General features: G+C 47.5%; 15 protein-coding genes. 4 read left to right on the forward strand and 11 right to left on the reverse strand.

What is annotated here, in order from left to right:
• Positions 1 to 76: 76 nt before the first annotated feature.
• The 3 genes from typA to QD47_RS22335 all read right to left on the reverse strand — a co-directional run bounded on the left by typA (position 77) and on the right by QD47_RS22335 (position 3,480).
• Positions 77 to 1,918, reverse strand: coding sequence for a translational GTPase TypA (typA, locus tag QD47_RS22325; RefSeq protein WP_044648194.1), 1,842 nt, complete (start codon positions 1,916 to 1,918; stop codon positions 77 to 79).
• A gap of 294 nt (positions 1,919 to 2,212) precedes the next feature.
• Entirely contained in the window at positions 2,213 to 2,704 is a 492-nt protein-coding gene (locus QD47_RS22330; protein WP_044648195.1) for a hypothetical protein, read from the reverse strand.
• A 116-nt stretch (positions 2,705 to 2,820) separates the two neighbouring features.
• A complete protein-coding gene (locus QD47_RS22335; protein ID WP_044648196.1) occupies positions 2,821 to 3,480 on the reverse strand; it encodes a TerC family protein in 660 nt (219 codons plus the stop codon).
• 249 nt (positions 3,481 to 3,729) lie between these two features.
• On the opposite strand from QD47_RS22335, the gene QD47_RS22340 reads away from it, so the two are divergent.
• Positions 3,730 to 4,416, forward strand: coding sequence for a TerC family protein (locus tag QD47_RS22340; RefSeq protein ID WP_235332333.1), 687 nt, complete (start codon positions 3,730 to 3,732; stop codon positions 4,414 to 4,416).
• Positions 4,417 to 4,540: 124 nt separating this feature from the next.
• On the opposite strand, the gene thiI is transcribed toward QD47_RS22340, so the two are convergent.
• The 6 genes from thiI to QD47_RS22370 form a co-directional block, all read right to left on the reverse strand.
• Complete coding sequence (thiI, locus tag QD47_RS22345) at positions 4,541 to 5,767, reverse strand: tRNA uracil 4-sulfurtransferase ThiI (RefSeq protein WP_044648198.1); 1,227 nt, start codon at positions 5,765 to 5,767, stop codon at positions 4,541 to 4,543.
• 1 nt (position 5,768) lies between these two features.
• Positions 5,769 to 6,917, reverse strand: coding sequence for a cysteine desulfurase family protein (locus tag QD47_RS22350; protein ID WP_044648199.1), 1,149 nt, complete (start codon positions 6,915 to 6,917; stop codon positions 5,769 to 5,771).
• 155 nt (positions 6,918 to 7,072) lie between these two features.
• On the reverse strand, positions 7,073 to 7,768 hold the full coding sequence (locus QD47_RS22355; protein ID WP_044648200.1) for a lytic transglycosylase domain-containing protein: 696 nt from the start codon (positions 7,766 to 7,768) through the stop codon (positions 7,073 to 7,075).
• Between the two features lie 224 nt (positions 7,769 to 7,992).
• Positions 7,993 to 8,388: a hypothetical protein gene (locus tag QD47_RS22360; protein WP_044648201.1), complete on the reverse strand. Its 396-nt coding sequence runs from the start codon at positions 8,386 to 8,388 to the stop codon at positions 7,993 to 7,995.
• 45 nt (positions 8,389 to 8,433) lie between these two features.
• A complete protein-coding gene (locus QD47_RS22365) occupies positions 8,434 to 8,661 on the reverse strand; it encodes a DUF1540 domain-containing protein (protein ID WP_044648208.1) in 228 nt (75 codons plus the stop codon).
• 187 nt (positions 8,662 to 8,848) lie between these two features.
• Positions 8,849 to 9,355: a YpuI family protein gene (locus tag QD47_RS22370; RefSeq protein WP_044648202.1), complete on the reverse strand. Its 507-nt coding sequence runs from the start codon at positions 9,353 to 9,355 to the stop codon at positions 8,849 to 8,851.
• 187 nt (positions 9,356 to 9,542) lie between these two features.
• Between QD47_RS22370 and QD47_RS22375 the strand changes: the two genes are divergently transcribed.
• Positions 9,543 to 11,426 (forward strand): S8 family peptidase, encoded by a 1,884-nt coding sequence (locus QD47_RS22375; RefSeq protein ID WP_044648203.1) that lies wholly within the window; start codon positions 9,543 to 9,545, stop codon positions 11,424 to 11,426.
• A 63-nt stretch (positions 11,427 to 11,489) separates the two neighbouring features.
• Here the strand turns inward: QD47_RS22375 and QD47_RS31070 are convergent, their stop codons facing one another.
• Positions 11,490 to 11,732, reverse strand: a complete 243-nt coding sequence (locus QD47_RS31070; RefSeq protein WP_082067272.1) for a hypothetical protein — start codon at positions 11,730 to 11,732, stop codon at positions 11,490 to 11,492.
• An 87-nt stretch (positions 11,733 to 11,819) separates the two neighbouring features.
• Complete coding sequence (gene pdxR, locus QD47_RS22380; RefSeq protein WP_044648204.1) at positions 11,820 to 13,295, reverse strand: MocR-like pyridoxine biosynthesis transcription factor PdxR; 1,476 nt, start codon at positions 13,293 to 13,295, stop codon at positions 11,820 to 11,822.
• 239 nt (positions 13,296 to 13,534) lie between these two features.
• Here pdxR and QD47_RS22385 point away from each other — a divergent pair, with 239 nt between their 5' ends.
• On the forward strand, positions 13,535 to 13,945 hold the full coding sequence (locus QD47_RS22385; RefSeq protein WP_044648205.1) for a MarR family winged helix-turn-helix transcriptional regulator: 411 nt from the start codon (positions 13,535 to 13,537) through the stop codon (positions 13,943 to 13,945).
• A 79-nt stretch (positions 13,946 to 14,024) separates the two neighbouring features.
• On the forward strand, positions 14,025 to 15,319 hold a 1,295-nt coding region (locus tag QD47_RS22390), incomplete at its 3' end, for an ABC transporter ATP-binding protein (RefSeq protein WP_044648206.1).

The following is a 15,319-nucleotide window of genomic DNA, read 5'->3' on the forward strand; positions in this document are numbered from 1 at the left end:
TTACAATCCTAAAACAGATACAGCGGCGCATCCCGTTGCCGGGCGTCGCCGCTGTGGCCAAAACCAATCCAATCAATTACGAATTTGCTTGTGCTGTTTTACGTTGTTTTTCTGCACGCTCGCGCTCACTTTTGTTCAAAATCTTTTTGCGCAAACGAATAGCATTAGGTGTAACTTCACAATACTCATCATCATTCAAATACTCGAGCGCCTGTTCCAAAGAGAAGATACGAGGCGTTTTAAGTTTTACGGTATCGTCTTTTGTTGCAGAGCGGACGTTCGTCAATTGCTTCTCTTTACAAATGTTAACAACGATGTCATTATCACGTGTATGCTCTCCGACGACCATACCTTCATAAATCTCAGTACCCGGCTCCAGGAACAGAATACCGCGATCCTCTACACCCATCATTCCATAGAATGTAGTGCTTCCATTTTCCGTAGAAATGAGTACGCCTTGATGACGTCCACCGACTTGACCACCAATAAATGGACCATAGCTGTCAAACGCATGGTTCATTACGCCATAACCACGAGTCAAAGTCAGGAAGTTCGTAGTGTAACCAATCAGACCACGTGCGGGAATCAGGAATTCCAAACGAACCTGTCCGGTGCCGTTGTTGATCATGTTGACCATTTCAGCTTTGCGGGAGCCCAGACTTTCCATAACTGCGCCCATGCTTTCTTCAGGAATATCAATGAGGAGACGTTCGATTGGCTCCATTTTCTTGCCATCAATTTCCTTCACAATTACTTCCGGTTTGGACACTTGCAGTTCATAACCTTCACGACGCATGTTTTCAATCAGGATACCCAGATGCAACTCACCACGTCCGGATACGACAAATGCGTCAGGACTGTCGGTTTCATCGACACGCAAGCTGACATCAGTTTCGAGTTCTTTCAGAAGACGTTCGCGGAGTTTACGGGATGTGATCCATTTACCTTCGCGACCTGCGAATGGGCTGTTATTAACCAGGAAGGTCATTTGCAGCGTTGGCTCATCAATTTTGAGTACAGGTAAAGCTTCAGGATGGTTTGGATCGGCAATCGTTTCGCCGATGTTAATATCCTTGATCCCTGCAATAGCCACAATGTCACCAGCACCCGCTTGATCGGTTTCAATCCGTTTCAGACCTTGGAAACCGAACAGCTTCTCAATACGCGCTGATTTGCTGCTGCCGTCACGCTGCATAACCGTAACCGCTTGTCCCTGCTTGATAATACCGCGGTTTACACGACCAACTGCAATGCGGCCAAGATATTCGTTATAGTCCATCAGTGTTACGAGGAATTGAAGAGGCTCATCTATTTTTTCCGTTGGAGCTGGGATGTGATCCACAACGGTTTCGTACAATGCCTGCATGTTATCATCTTGCTTTTCGGCATCCAAACTGGATGTTCCGTTCAGTGCTGAAGCATAAACAACAGGGAATTCCAACTGCTCATCACTCGCACCCAACTCGATGAACAGATCGAGTACTTCGTCAATAACTTCGGCTGGACGAGCTGCCGGACGGTCAATTTTGTTAACAACAACAATTGGCGTCAGGTTTGACTCCAACGCTTTACGCAGTACGAATTTAGTCTGCGGCATACAACCTTCGTAAGCATCAACGACGAGCAAAACACCGTCAACCATTTTCATAATCCGTTCCACTTCGCCGCCAAAGTCGGCGTGTCCCGGTGTATCCACAATGTTAATCAGATAATCTTTGTACGTAATAGCTGTATTTTTTGCCAAAATCGTAATACCGCGTTCACGCTCCAGATCGTTGGAGTCCATGGCGCGCTCCTGAACAGCCTCGTGGTCTCTAAATGTTCCGGACTGTTGAAGAAGCTTGTCGACAAGCGTCGTTTTGCCGTGGTCGACGTGGGCAATAATTGCAATATTGCGAATGTTCTCTCTTGCATGCATGGTTTGTATCCATATCCTTTCCGTATATCAAAATAGTGTCTCTATCCTGAAAGTAATGCTTATCCAAGGCTAACAATCGTTCTTCAGGCCCGCTCCCTGCCAGCCCTCTGTATATTTCAGGCTTTGTGCAGGCAGCTTCTCTTTCCGATTCGCGTGAAAACCTTAAAATAAGCGTCAGAAAACATTCCGACGCTCTTATCATATCCATTATATTATAGTTGAAATATGTCATAAAGCAAGACATTATTGGCTGTTCCGTAATTTACCGCCATAAATTTTGCACTGCTTGTCGTTTCACCATTTACGTTTGGTACGATTGTTAACCATCAGCCATATCCCTGCACCGATCAATATAACTGCAACAACATAAATCATTCCGGTCCTCAACATGCTAATAATCAGTAGAAGTACCGAAACGAGTCCCAAAATCATGCTCCCTGTATATACAGTGCGAGGCAGCGTTATATCATTAATAGCGTATTCCCATAATCCAACCGCCACACCCAGCAGTAACAAAGGCCATAGATAGGCCATCAGATGCCAGCCCCATGTATTACAGAGAAAAAATAAAAAACCGTACACCGACAAAATCCCGGCTGGCAACAGCATAATGGGAGAAACCTTACGCATCATGTACATCGCATGCAATATAATACCAGGTATTAAAATCAGCAAGGGCCAGAAGTTTCGTCCCAAAAAGGAGAAGACCCCCAGTTTTCCCAACAAAATAATCAGTCCTACGGCAATGATGCCCAATCCGATCATACGCTCTTTTCCGGAATTCATCGTAGTCTCCTTTATTTGCTGGATTTTATAGTGTTTTTACAAAAACCGAGAAAATTCCCCGGCGTTTGCAAAAGCCTTATGTCTAGTTTAGCCGATGTTTTCCAAAAAAACTACGTTCAAATACGGCGGGCTCGCAACTGCTGATATAATCCTGCTATTACAACTACGGTGGCCAGTAATCCCGGTAACCATGAATGTAAAACTTCCACAGACCCGGCTAACCATGCTCCCAGTTTAGGATCACGCAGTAGCATTTCACCTGCCGTGAAGGCCAGTATTGCAGATCCGAGTAGAACAAGTACAGGGAAACGGTGAAGCCAGACTGCAATAATGTTGCTTCCCCACACCACAATTGGAATGCTAATCGCAATACCGATGACAATGATCGCAATGTCCCCATTTGCAAGTGCTGCAATAGCCAATACGTTATCCAGACTCATCACAAAATCCGCTACCAGAATCACTTGTATAGCCTTCCATATGGTCGTTTCTGCTCTTACTCCCATATTATCGTTATTCTCATAAAGTAGCTTAAACGCAATCCATAACAGAAGCAGACCACCTGCTGCCTGAATGAAGGGTATGCCTAGCAAAATGACAGCTGCAAAAGTCAACACACAGCGCAGGGCAACTGCGCCGAGCGCCCCCCACCATATTGCTTGGCTCCGCTGCCTTGCAGGCAAGTTTTTGCTCGCCATGGCTATAACAACCGCATTATCACCGCTTAACACCAAATTGATCATTAATATTTTCAACAGCAAAATGATATGCTCCATGTGTACAAACACCCCCATGCTACTTGTATGCGAAATAGGACGAGGCTATGCTGTGTACTTGGAATCTAATCATTTCATTCATCAATAGCCATAATTTATTAAAAATCAATACCAGATTTGTTGAGCATAATCCTTGAAATCAGTAGCAAACAGCAATATAATGAATCGTATTTCCGAAAAACGGGTATTAATCATAAACAGAGCATACTGAACTTAGGTTGTTTAATCAGGGAGATGAGAACGATTGACATGTCCGGATTTCAGTTTTTTGGGCTACTGCTTAATGTGATATTTATTGACCTTCTGCTTGCAGGAGATAACGCTATTGTAATTGGACTTGCCGCCCGAAATCTTCCGCCCGAAACGCAAAAAAAAGCGATACTGTACGGTACCGGAGGTGCTCTACTCATTCGTATAGCCGCCACGATTGTGGTGCTTTGGCTGCTTCAAGTGCCGTGGCTGTTACTCGTCGGGGGTGTAATGCTGATCTGGATCGCATATAAGCTGCTGGTAGATCAAGAGGATCACGCCGAAGTCAAAGCCGGAACGACTTTATGGGGGGCTATCCGCACCATCGTTGTAGCCGATGCAGCCATGGGGCTAGACAACGTAATTGCCGTCGCAGGCGCTGCCCAACAGCATTTGATACTGGTGGTACTCGGTCTGCTGATCAGCGTGCCGATTGTCGTATGGGGAAGTACTCTTTTCATCAAGCTTATTAACAAATTTCCCTGGATCATCTATTTGGGCTCGGCTGTGCTTGGCTATACTGCCTCCAATATGATTACCGAGGAACGCAAGCTGGAGCCATACTTTACCGAGCACCCCGCACTGCGTATCCTGTTTGTTGCCACAGTGATGGCTGGTATTCTGCTCACAGGCTATCTTCAAAACCGCAGAGCCATATCCAGCCGAAAAAAAGCGGTTTTGAAATAATTTTAAGAAAAAACTCATACATCTATAAACAAGGCAGACCCGACTTTAGTCGATGGATCTGCCTTTTTATATACCGCTAAGCGTAGCATCTTAAAAAGCTTTTGATGCAACTTGTAAGGAGATTTTAAAACCAATCCTCCTGCACAACTTCCTCTTTACGTCCCTTTATAGCCCCATCTGCCTCAAGAACAACAGTCTCCGTTATAGCCACGGCCTGCTCAATCAACGTATTTAAATCCCGAATAGAGGCTTCAATCTTTTGAACAACCCACAGATTCGGATTAGTCGTTGGAGATTTGGGAACAAACAACGTGCAGCAATCCTCATACGGCAGGATAGATAGATCGTATGTGCCGATTTGCTTGGCAATTTCCGTAATTTCCTGTTTATCCATCATCACGAGAGGACGCAGCAACGGTAATTCCGTCGAACGCCCAATCACATTCATGCTCGATAAAGTTTGGCTGGCTACTTGGCCAAGACTGTCACCCGTCACAAGCGCCAGCGCGCCTTCACGCTCCGCCAGCATCGTAGCAATACGCAGCATGGACCGTCTCATCAGCGTGATGATTAGATTATCCTGTCCAGTGCGTGTAAAAGCCGTCTGCACTTCAGTAAAAGGTACGAGATGAATCTTAATGCGTCCCGCGTAACCCGCCAATACCCTCGCCAAGTCAATAACCTTTTCTTTCGCACGCTCACTCGTAAACGGATAGCTGTAAAAATGGACGCATTCGATTTCCAATCCTCTGCGCATGGAGGACCATCCCGCTACCGGACTGTCGATTCCGCCCGAGAGCAGCAGCATAGCTTTGCCGTTTGTACCTAACGGATAGCCTCCTACAGCCGTAATAATATCGCTAAATATATAAGCCGCCTGCTCTCTGACTTCCACCCGTAGCTCGATATCCGGTTGGCGGACATCGACCTTTAACACTGGGAACTCGCGCAGTACCGGCGAACCGATCAAATGATTCATCTCATGAGAGGAATGGGCAAATCCCTTCCACACCCTGCGAGCATTTACCTTGAAAGTCGTTCCTTCCGTTGGGTTCAACTCACGCATCAAGGCTACAGAGGTCTCAATAATCGTGTCAAGCTCAACAGGAGCCATTTTAACAGGACTGATGGTGGTGATACCAAAGACTTTTTGTAGCACCTGAATGATCTGCTCATAAGGCTCTCCTCCGAGAACTACATAAATCCGTCCAAATTCCTTACGCAGAGAAGCGCCGGGAAACGGCTTGAGCAACAGTTTTACGTGATTCAGTACCGCCTTTTCAAAACGGGCGCGGTTTTTCCCTTTTAATGTAAATTCGCCAAAGCGAAGCAACAGCATATCATAGTGCATTTTAACGTTTCCACCTTTCAAGGGATTCCAACTGCGCCACAGCCTGGCGAAGCGCGAGAATAAGCTCGTCAATATCCTGTTCCGTATGTTCATCCCCGAAGCTGATCCGAATGCCGCCGGACGCTTCCGCCTCATTTCGACCCATCGCCAGCAAAATCCGGCTAGGCTCGGCTAATTTGGAGGAACAAGCCGATTGGGTCGATACCGCAAAGCCCAATTGCTCCAGCGTATGCAGCAGCACCTCTGCCTTCATACCCGGATACGAAAAATGGACAATGTGCGGTGCTTCCTCCCCGCTATTCAGTCGCAATTGGGGGATCGTCTTCACTTCCGCGGCTACCCGATCTCTCCAAGCAGTCATACGCTGCGCCGCCTCTGCTTGCCGTTCTCCTGCCAGCCGGACCGCCTTGGACATACCGACAAGCAGTGGAACATTTTCCGTACCTGCACGAAATCCCTGCTCCTGAGAGCCTCCGCTAAGCAGCGAGAAAAGCTCCAGACCTTCCCGAACAAAAAGCAGTCCGGCTCCTTTGGGACCGCGCAGCTTATGTGCGGACAGGCTGTACAGATCAGCCTTCCAGCCCCGGATATTCACCGGAAGCTTTCCATAGCCCTGCACACCATCAACATGGAACAGTACACGTGGGAACTGTTCCTTCAACGCAACTCCGATATCATGCAACGGCTGTACCCTTCCCGTCTCATTATTGACATGCATAATGCTGACTAAAATCGTGTCTTTACGGATAGCTGCACATACCTGCTCGGCACTGACATGCCCTTCCGCATCAACGGGCAGAGATGTGACCTCAAAACCGAGGTCTGCCAGTTGTCTGCAAGCTTCATACACGGACGGATGCTCTGTTGACACCGTAACGATATGCTTGCCTCTGGCCTGATACTGCAAGGCCACTCCCTTAATAGCGAGATTATTGCTTTCCGTTGCCCCGGATGTGAACACAATCTCCGCCGGATGCACCCCCAAAGCTGTAGCACAAACCTCCCGGGAACGCTTAAGCAGCTTATCCGCATCTTCCCCGTACCGATGCATTGAGGAAGGATTGCCATAGTGGCGTCTCATCACCTCAGCAATCGTCGTAATCACCTCTTCAAAAGGCGGAGTTGTCGCTGCATAATCAAAATATTTCATGAAACTCCCCTTTCTGCCCTGCAACCTCTACAACAAAAAAAGACCAAAACAGGGAAGGGCCACTGCATTACACAGTGACACCCTTTCCCCATATTGATCCCACCTGCGGACCTGTCTGATTAAATTTTTGTTTTTTTCTTTATAAGCTACAGGGCTTAAAACGTATATTTTTCACGTGCATTCTGAATTTTGGTAATATACTTTTGCGTTTCTACCGGAAGCATGTTCAGCACAGCCATCAACTGCTCGTCACTATTCACGCCCAATCGCTGTACCCGTCCGGGGCCTGCATTATAAGCTGCCAAGGCCATATTTTCCTGTCCATTAAAACGCTTAATCTGGTAAGACAAATAACGAACTCCGGCATCAATATTTTGTGCAGGGTCATACGCATCGCTAACTCCCAATCCTTGGGCCGTAGCATCCATAAGCTGCATAAGCCCTTTGGCTCCAGCTGAAGAAGTGACCAGCGGGTTAAACGAAGATTCTGTATCAATGACTGCTTTAATCAGCGACACCGGAACTCCATATTTATTGCTGGCCTCGTTAATGAAATCATCATAAGCTGTAGGCTTGGTCGGCCCATCAGTTGCTGTGCTGGAAGCAGGATACACCGCCAATGGGGAAGTCGTTCCCCTCGATGGTCCCAATTGGAGCCAGAGCAACCCATTTTCATCCCTTGTAACGTCCCCTGAATTTACACGAGCTGCAGCATCATCTGTCTCCAACTGCCCTGCCTGCTCAAGTAATCCGGAAAAAGCGTCCGTTGTATCCGTTTGTGCTGTGGAACCTATATTACTCAACAACTGCGTATCTATTATGGCCTTGGACACGCGCGGATCTATTTGCATGTGGCATTCCCAACTTTCTTTAGTTGTTATATCCCAAACAGCCTATCATTATTGCTTATGATACAACGTTTTGCTATGTACTGCCATACTTTTTAACGAAAAAAGCTCCGCATCTGTCGAATTGACAGCGGAGCTTCATGGTACTGGGTCAATACAGAATAGATCGCTTATAATTTTACTCGAACTGAGCAAGCGATCATCTGGCTTTTCGTGCCTTCACGAGATCAACGAACAAACGGAATAAAAGCAAAGTAACTTAATGTCGCCAGCGCACCCAGCCCGATCGACCAAATACCTGTTGTTTTGTTCCCATTTACATAAGCAAAAAAACCCAACACTGCAGCAATAGGCCCCAGCACAATAGACCACATAAACAGTGCGGCAATACCTGCGGCTAGACCGATATAGCCTGAGATACGTCCACTTTGGCTTATGACATGCTGCTCATCCTTGTCCTTATGCCGAGTCACGGCTGGTGAGCCGGGAGCTACCTCAGCCGCATATTCCTCTTGATGGTTGCGACGCTTGGCAGAGCGTTCTTGAATTCGACGGGGATAATCCACACGCTCGCGGCTAAAATGCTCTTCGTCTCGATGCTTATCAGTTTCATGATCTTCCATAATACACTGCACCTCCAATTACGTAATGATTCGCGGGATGGATTGTTACAGAGACTTTGGTCTAAAGGTGTGACAACAGGTTGCTGCAGAAGTTGCAGCCTGGTCACGTTCGACTGAGCTGAAGCTTTCACCCGCATATTCTTCATCAAATTTTTTCCCGGCATGACTGTCAATTTCTATCATGATCAAATCTGCCTTGCACAAGTTGTTTTCTCCCCAATAATGACAATTGGCTACGCTGCATTTGACTATTGGCTTGGCCTCTTGGCTCATGATTATCACCTCGGATTCATTGTCCCCCCCGTAGCGTTCACCTATGCGCACATAGCATATGGCAGTTGGTGACATACGAAAAAAGCCGTTTCCGGCACCTCCTCCAAACTGGCAGGAAGCAAACAGGAAACGGCTTGCTTGTCTCATATGTTTTTGTTTTCAATTAAAAAATCCCCTGGCTAGATGCTTACGCATGTGTACGGCGAGTCTGCATCCGGCGCTGAGTCAAATAATCACTTTCGTAATAAGCAAGATCATCGCGCAATTCTTCAAAATTTTTCGTAATGTCCATGATCACTTCGCGGGCAGGCGTTACTGGCGTTTTACGGAAGCGTATAGCATCTTGTCCCGTATAAGCGTAGCGTCCATCCTCTGCGTAAGATTCATTTTTGGGATAAAAAAAGCTGTTCACGCAGTCATGGTAAACGTTATACAATGCCTTTTCCGCAAAATCGACGTCAAAGTTGGCACGGCGCAAAGCCACACCCAGCTTTTCATAAGATATTTCGGAAAAAACAAGGACATGGCGGAGATCCGACAAAAAGCCTTTGTAAAAGAGTACGGACTCCTCACTGCGATCCACAGCCAGCTCCGGCAGTGCATGCTCATTAAGGAATGCTTCCACCCGTTCCACGGCAGATTTCAGTTTCTCCTGCGCCGACTCACATAATTTTTGTACGTTGACTGCTGACATTAATGCAGCTCCCCCTTATTTGTTGCTTGTTCATCAATTTGGTTACCCGAAAATAGATCCTTCTTAACCGAAAGAGCTGTAATTTTCAGTATTTATCCTAACACAAATAAGGATTGAAAGGTATAAAAACATGCCAACCTTCTCACGCTAAACCATAAATTCATAAACTCCCAAGGAGGACGGTCCCATGTCTCGGCAAAAATGGTTAAAACCCCTGATCGGAGCAGCCGCCGGGGTGCTTATCATCACCCTGATGCTGCCTTCCCGAGATCACCGCCACACACCACAGCCCGAATATACGGCAAAAATGGTGCCACAGCAGGAAAAGCAGCTCAAAAAAGGAATGTTGGCTTTGGACTTGTCCGCTACGGATACCATCACTCGCATGGATGCCAGGCAGGATATTGAATACGTAATGCGAGAACTGAATGATAAAACTAATGATCAGAAAAAGCATTTTGCCCGCAAGCTTCAGCAGTCGCACAGTCATCTTCACACGCTACAGTGGATCAATACACGTGACGGGAAGAGCACTACCTACACAGGCAGCAAGGCACAACCTCGTCTGCTTAATCACATTCAAGTCAAAAACAGCCTGGCTGCGGCTCGCCGTTCCGTCCTGCAAAACAAATCTTACGAGTCCGCTGCTTTTCAGGCGGAGGGTGGAAAATATTTTGTCATGGCAGAGCCATCGACTGACGGGACATACGGCGTTGCCGCGCTGGTCAGTCAGCAAGTGCTTCGTGACGTGGAAAAGCATCAGCGTAAAAACCTGCGCCTGATCCCATATCCGAAGGAAGGCAGCTACAAAATCGAATCTGTACATCCCGACACACTACACGATATTACCGTCAAGACGGGTCATGACAATGAAAATGCGAGCCATTATTTTGAAAATGAAATCGTCGTTCGCTTCCGCCACAATCCTGATCAACGGCAATTGCGAGAGATCGCAGCAGATTTGAACTGTGAGCCAGGCCGAAAGCTCGGTTATACGTATGTGTTTCATTCGAATAACATGAACTTCAAAGAGCTAAAGCAATATTTCTCGCAGAAGTGGAACCCGATATATGCAGAACCTCACTACATGTATCTGACTAATGAAAAAACACCCGTAAAAGCTTCGGATGTCTCTATTCCGAATGACCTGCTCTTTTCCCGCTATCAGTGGAATCTGCCGGCCACTGAAACCAACCGGGGCTGGGCGCTATCCAAAGGCAGCAAAAATGTAGTCGTAGCCGTCGTGGATACGGGAGTGGATATGGACCATCCTGATCTAAAGGGCCAAATCCTACCGGGACACAACGTAGTCAACCCGAAGGAAAAACCTTACGATGACGTCGGTCACGGAACGCATGTTGCCGGTATTATTTCCGCGCTCGTGAACAACGGCGAGGGTGTTGCTGGCATGACATGGTACAACAAGGTTATGCCAGTCAAGGTACTCGATCAATCCGGGTCCGGGACCACTTATTCCGTGGCAGAAGGTATTATATGGGCTGCAGACCATGGAGCCAAGGTCATTAATCTGAGCCTCGGTAATTATGCGCAAGCTGAATTTTTGCACGATGCGATTAAATATGCCTATGACAAGGATGTTGTATTAGTCGCAGCCACGGGAAATGATAATACGGAACGGCCAGGCTATCCCGCAGCCTATCCGGAAGTATTTGCCGTATCTGCCACAGATGCGTCCATGCACCGGGCTTCTTTTTCCAACTACGGAGATTATGTTGACGTTATGGCCCCCGGCGCAAGCATAGCAAGCACGTATCCGGGGAACCAATACGCTGCCCTCTCAGGCACTTCGATGGCCAGTCCGCATGTATCAGCGCTTGCGGCCCTCGTTCGTTCCATCAACCCCGACCTGACGAACAAAGAGGTCATGGATTTGATGAGAAACAGCGTGATTGATTTGGGTACACCGGGGCATGACAAATATTTCGGATATGGCCAAATCGATGTATATAAGGCGTTGAAAGCAGCTCAACGTCCGTATGTTCCTTTGCAGTTTTATCCACAGCATTTGGGTGACAAGATAAAATCTCTCTTGAAGATGCTGGAAACGTAAAAAAGATTCCGTTTGGGCAAAAAGCAGCCATGGTACGCTCCATGGCTGCTTTTTTGTAATCCCTCAGCGCTTAGAGCTGCTACGTACCTGACGCTTGCCATTACTGCGAGTATGACTGCGGGTATGACAGCAAGGATCAGAAGGGTCTTTTACAGTCACTGGGAATACATGGTGTGGTACAGGTATAATGTGCGCTTGGTTGATAATTTCAATCGGATGAATAACAGGCACCACTTGTGGGAAAAATTGATGATTTACAAATTGGATCGGCGGGCACACGATCGGTTCGTTAGGGCAATGACTCATAATGTGCAACTCCTTTCGGTGAATTAGTACAGCATATTACGAAGGGGCTCCCTGCGATTGGATGATTACCCCCTATTGCAAATATCCTTACAAAATAGGCCTTCGTTCCATGATGACCGAGCGGTCAAGCAGTTCTCCCAGCAAGCGGCATAACTTGCGCAATCCTGCTTCGAGTGTGTCCTTGGCCGTGTATGAAAAGGAAATACGAATATGATTACTTTCCATACCACCTGCATAACATACCCCTCCTGGTAAAAAGGATATGCCTTCCCGATCAGCTAATCGCCCCAGCTCTGCGATATCAACAGCAGGCGGGAGTTTTATCCATATATTAAGACCACCCTCAGGTGCTTGCCAGGTGACTTCTGCAGGGGCAAAGCGCTGGAGTGTGTGCAGAGCAGTGGTCAGACGGTCCTGCATTTGATCTCTTAACGAGACGAGATGGTTATCCAGCCGATGCCTGATGAAAGGTAACAATGCTTTTTGCGTCAACAAAGGGCTTCCCAGATCCGTAGTTGACTTGGCTGCCACAAGGCGGTCCAGCACACTTCCTGTAGCCACTACACAAGCGATACGACAGCCGGGAGCGACGGTTTTACTGAAGCTTTTAATATAAATCACATGTCCGGACAGATCATGCGCCTTGATGGGAAGCGGCGGCTTTGTTTTGTAGTACAGATCAGAAAACGGATCATCTTCGACGATCAGACAATGATAACTTTGCGCCAGATCCAGAAGTTGCATGCGTCTGACCGTCGTTAAGGTTATTCCAGTGGGATTATGAAAGGTAGGTATCGTATAGATCAGCTTTGGAGGATGAGTGTCACGGAGGCGTGTCAGGATATCCATGCGCATGCCCTGCTCATCCATCGGAATCATGACCACCTTGGCACCTCGGCTGGTGAATACATCAATCGCACCCGTATACGTAGGAGCCTCCATATAGACAACGTCACCAGGACCAACGAACGTACGCGCCACAAGATCAATCCCCTGCTGGGCGCCGCTTGTCACAAGCAGATGTTCTGCTTCAGTACGGATTCCACGTTCGCTCAGGTGAACTGCACATACTTCCCTCAGTTCTACATCCCCTTCGAAGGTGCCGTAAACAGCCATCGCATCGGGATCTTCGGAGGATAAACGTCGGGTATCGTTAATGATTTCACGAGTGGGAAGAAGTTCTGGCTGAACTGCCGCAATATGAAATGAATAGGGAACCTGACGGCTATGATTAAAGTTTCTCCACAACTGTGCACGCGGCAAGTAATCAATCAGCGACATTTGCCATGATAAATCCAGCGCCTCCTCACGATGCAATGACACAGAAGGTTCGGCTACATAGCATCCCTTTCCCTGTGTACACACCACAAGATGTATGGATTCCAGCTCCGCATACGCCTTGCTTACAGTTACAGGGCTAACGGAAAGCAGACTGGACAAATGGCGGACAGAGGGAAGCTTAGTACCCTGAGGCAGCAGTCCGGACTGGATACGGTCCGCCAATGTTTTGGCAATTTGTAAATATAATTTGACACTGCTATTGCGACTGAGTTCAATATGCATCGGAATCGTCCCTCCAGGATCTGACCATCGGCTTCCATTGTAACATTCAATCACTTGGTAGACGACACGAATCGGCCGAACGTGCTTCTTTTTGCCAGATCATCGATCCCATTCAATGTATTCCCGTGAAACATGGTCATGGATGCTTCTTTTATTCCATATTTTCTCGAATTGACTTTTTACCCGGGCATCATTATTATCTTATAGTATAAGATAAAAGCTAGAAGGTGTTGTGACCATTGGATTATAAGACATTAGCGAAAGAACTGTTCGAGTATGTTGTCAAATCGCGCAAACCGGCATTAGAGGAACGAGGGCACTTCTCACGTGGTGAAATGGGGATTCTCATCTGTCTGAATTTCAATCAGGACGGGGTTACCTCGGGCCACTTGAGCGAATACTTGTCTGTCAGTACGGGACGGGTAGCAACGGCGCTGAAGAGCCTGGAGAAGAAAGGTCTGGTTGTACGGCGTACTGATGTCACCGACAAACGGAAGGTGATTGTATTCATTACGGATTCAGGCAAGCAATTTATGATTGACAAGTATAATGAAGGAATCGCTTGGACCGAGAGCATTCTTCGCAAGCTGGACGAACAGGATGCCACAGAATTTATCCGACTCATTAAGCTTATTGTCTCTAAAAGCTGAATTCCTGTGCAGGTCGCATGCAGGATGCATTAAATTGCATCAAACACCTAAGATTTTCAGATAAAAGGAGAGCAACAGAATGCTGAAGATATTCAAATATCTCAAGAAAAATGAATGGATGCTCGTGCTTTGCAGCCTGGCTTTCATTGTTGTGCAGGTATGGCTTGATCTGAAGCTGCCTGATTATATGGCGGAAATTACGACCAAGCTGCAAACGGAAGGAACGCCTATGTCGGAACTGCTGATTCCCGGCAGTTACATGCTGTTGTGTGCCGTCGGCAGTATGGTTGCATCTATTATTGTAGGCTACTTCGCGGCGAAGGTGGCGGCAGGGCTGGCCATGCGTCTGCGTGCGATGGTGTTTGATAAGACCTTATCCTTTTCAATGGAAGAGATGAACAGCTTTTCGACGGCAAGCCTCATCACCCGCACCACGAACGATGTTACCCAGATTCAAACGATCGTTGCGTTGGGACTCCAGGTGATCATCAAGGCACCGATACTGGCCGTGTGGGCTATTGTGAAGATTGCGGATAAAAACTGGCAGTGGACCGCCTCTACAGGAGCGGCCGTGGCTGTTCTGATCCTGATGCTAAGTGTTATTGTTATTTTCGCTCTCCCCAGTTTCCAGCGAATCCAGCGTCTCACCGATAATCTGAACAGGGTAACACGTGAGCATTTGACCGGACTTCGAGTGGTGCGCGCTTATAATGCAGATCAGTATCAGGAGCAGAAGTTCGAACAGGCCAACGTCGAATTGACGAATACAAACCTGTTTGCGAACCGGTTAATGGCGATGATTGGCCCGGGTATGACCTTTATTATGTCGGGTCTGAGTGTCGCTATCTATTGGATCGGCGCTTACCTGATTAACGGGACGGCCGTACCGGACCGCATTGCACTGTTCTCCAATATGGTCGTATTCTCGTCTTATGCGATGCAGGTGGTCATGGCCTTTATGATGGTTAGTATGATTTTCTTCTTGCTGCCTCGCGCTTCGATTTCTGCCAAACGGATCATGGAGGTATTGAACACCAAATCCAGCATCATGAACGGGCATGAGACGGCTGGAAAAGAGGGCGTTATGGGTCAGGTTGAATTCCGTAATGTCAGCTTCAAATATCCGGACGCGGATGAGCCTGTGCTTCGCAACATTAGCTTTACGGCGAAACGGGGCGAGACGGTTGCCTTTATTGGCGCAACAGGCAGCGGCAAAACCAGCGTGATCAATCTGATTCCCCGTTTCTACGATGTGACCGAGGGAGAGGTGCTCGTGGATGGTGTGAATGTCAGAAACTATAAGCAGCAGGCACTCCATAACAAAATCGGGTATGTCCCTCAGAGAGCCGTGCTTTTCAGCGGTACAGTGGCATC

Origin of the sequence: Paenibacillus terrae (genome assembly GCF_000943545.1) — a bacterium.
Taxonomy (GTDB): Bacteria; Bacillota; Bacilli; order Paenibacillales; family Paenibacillaceae; genus Paenibacillus; species Paenibacillus terrae_A.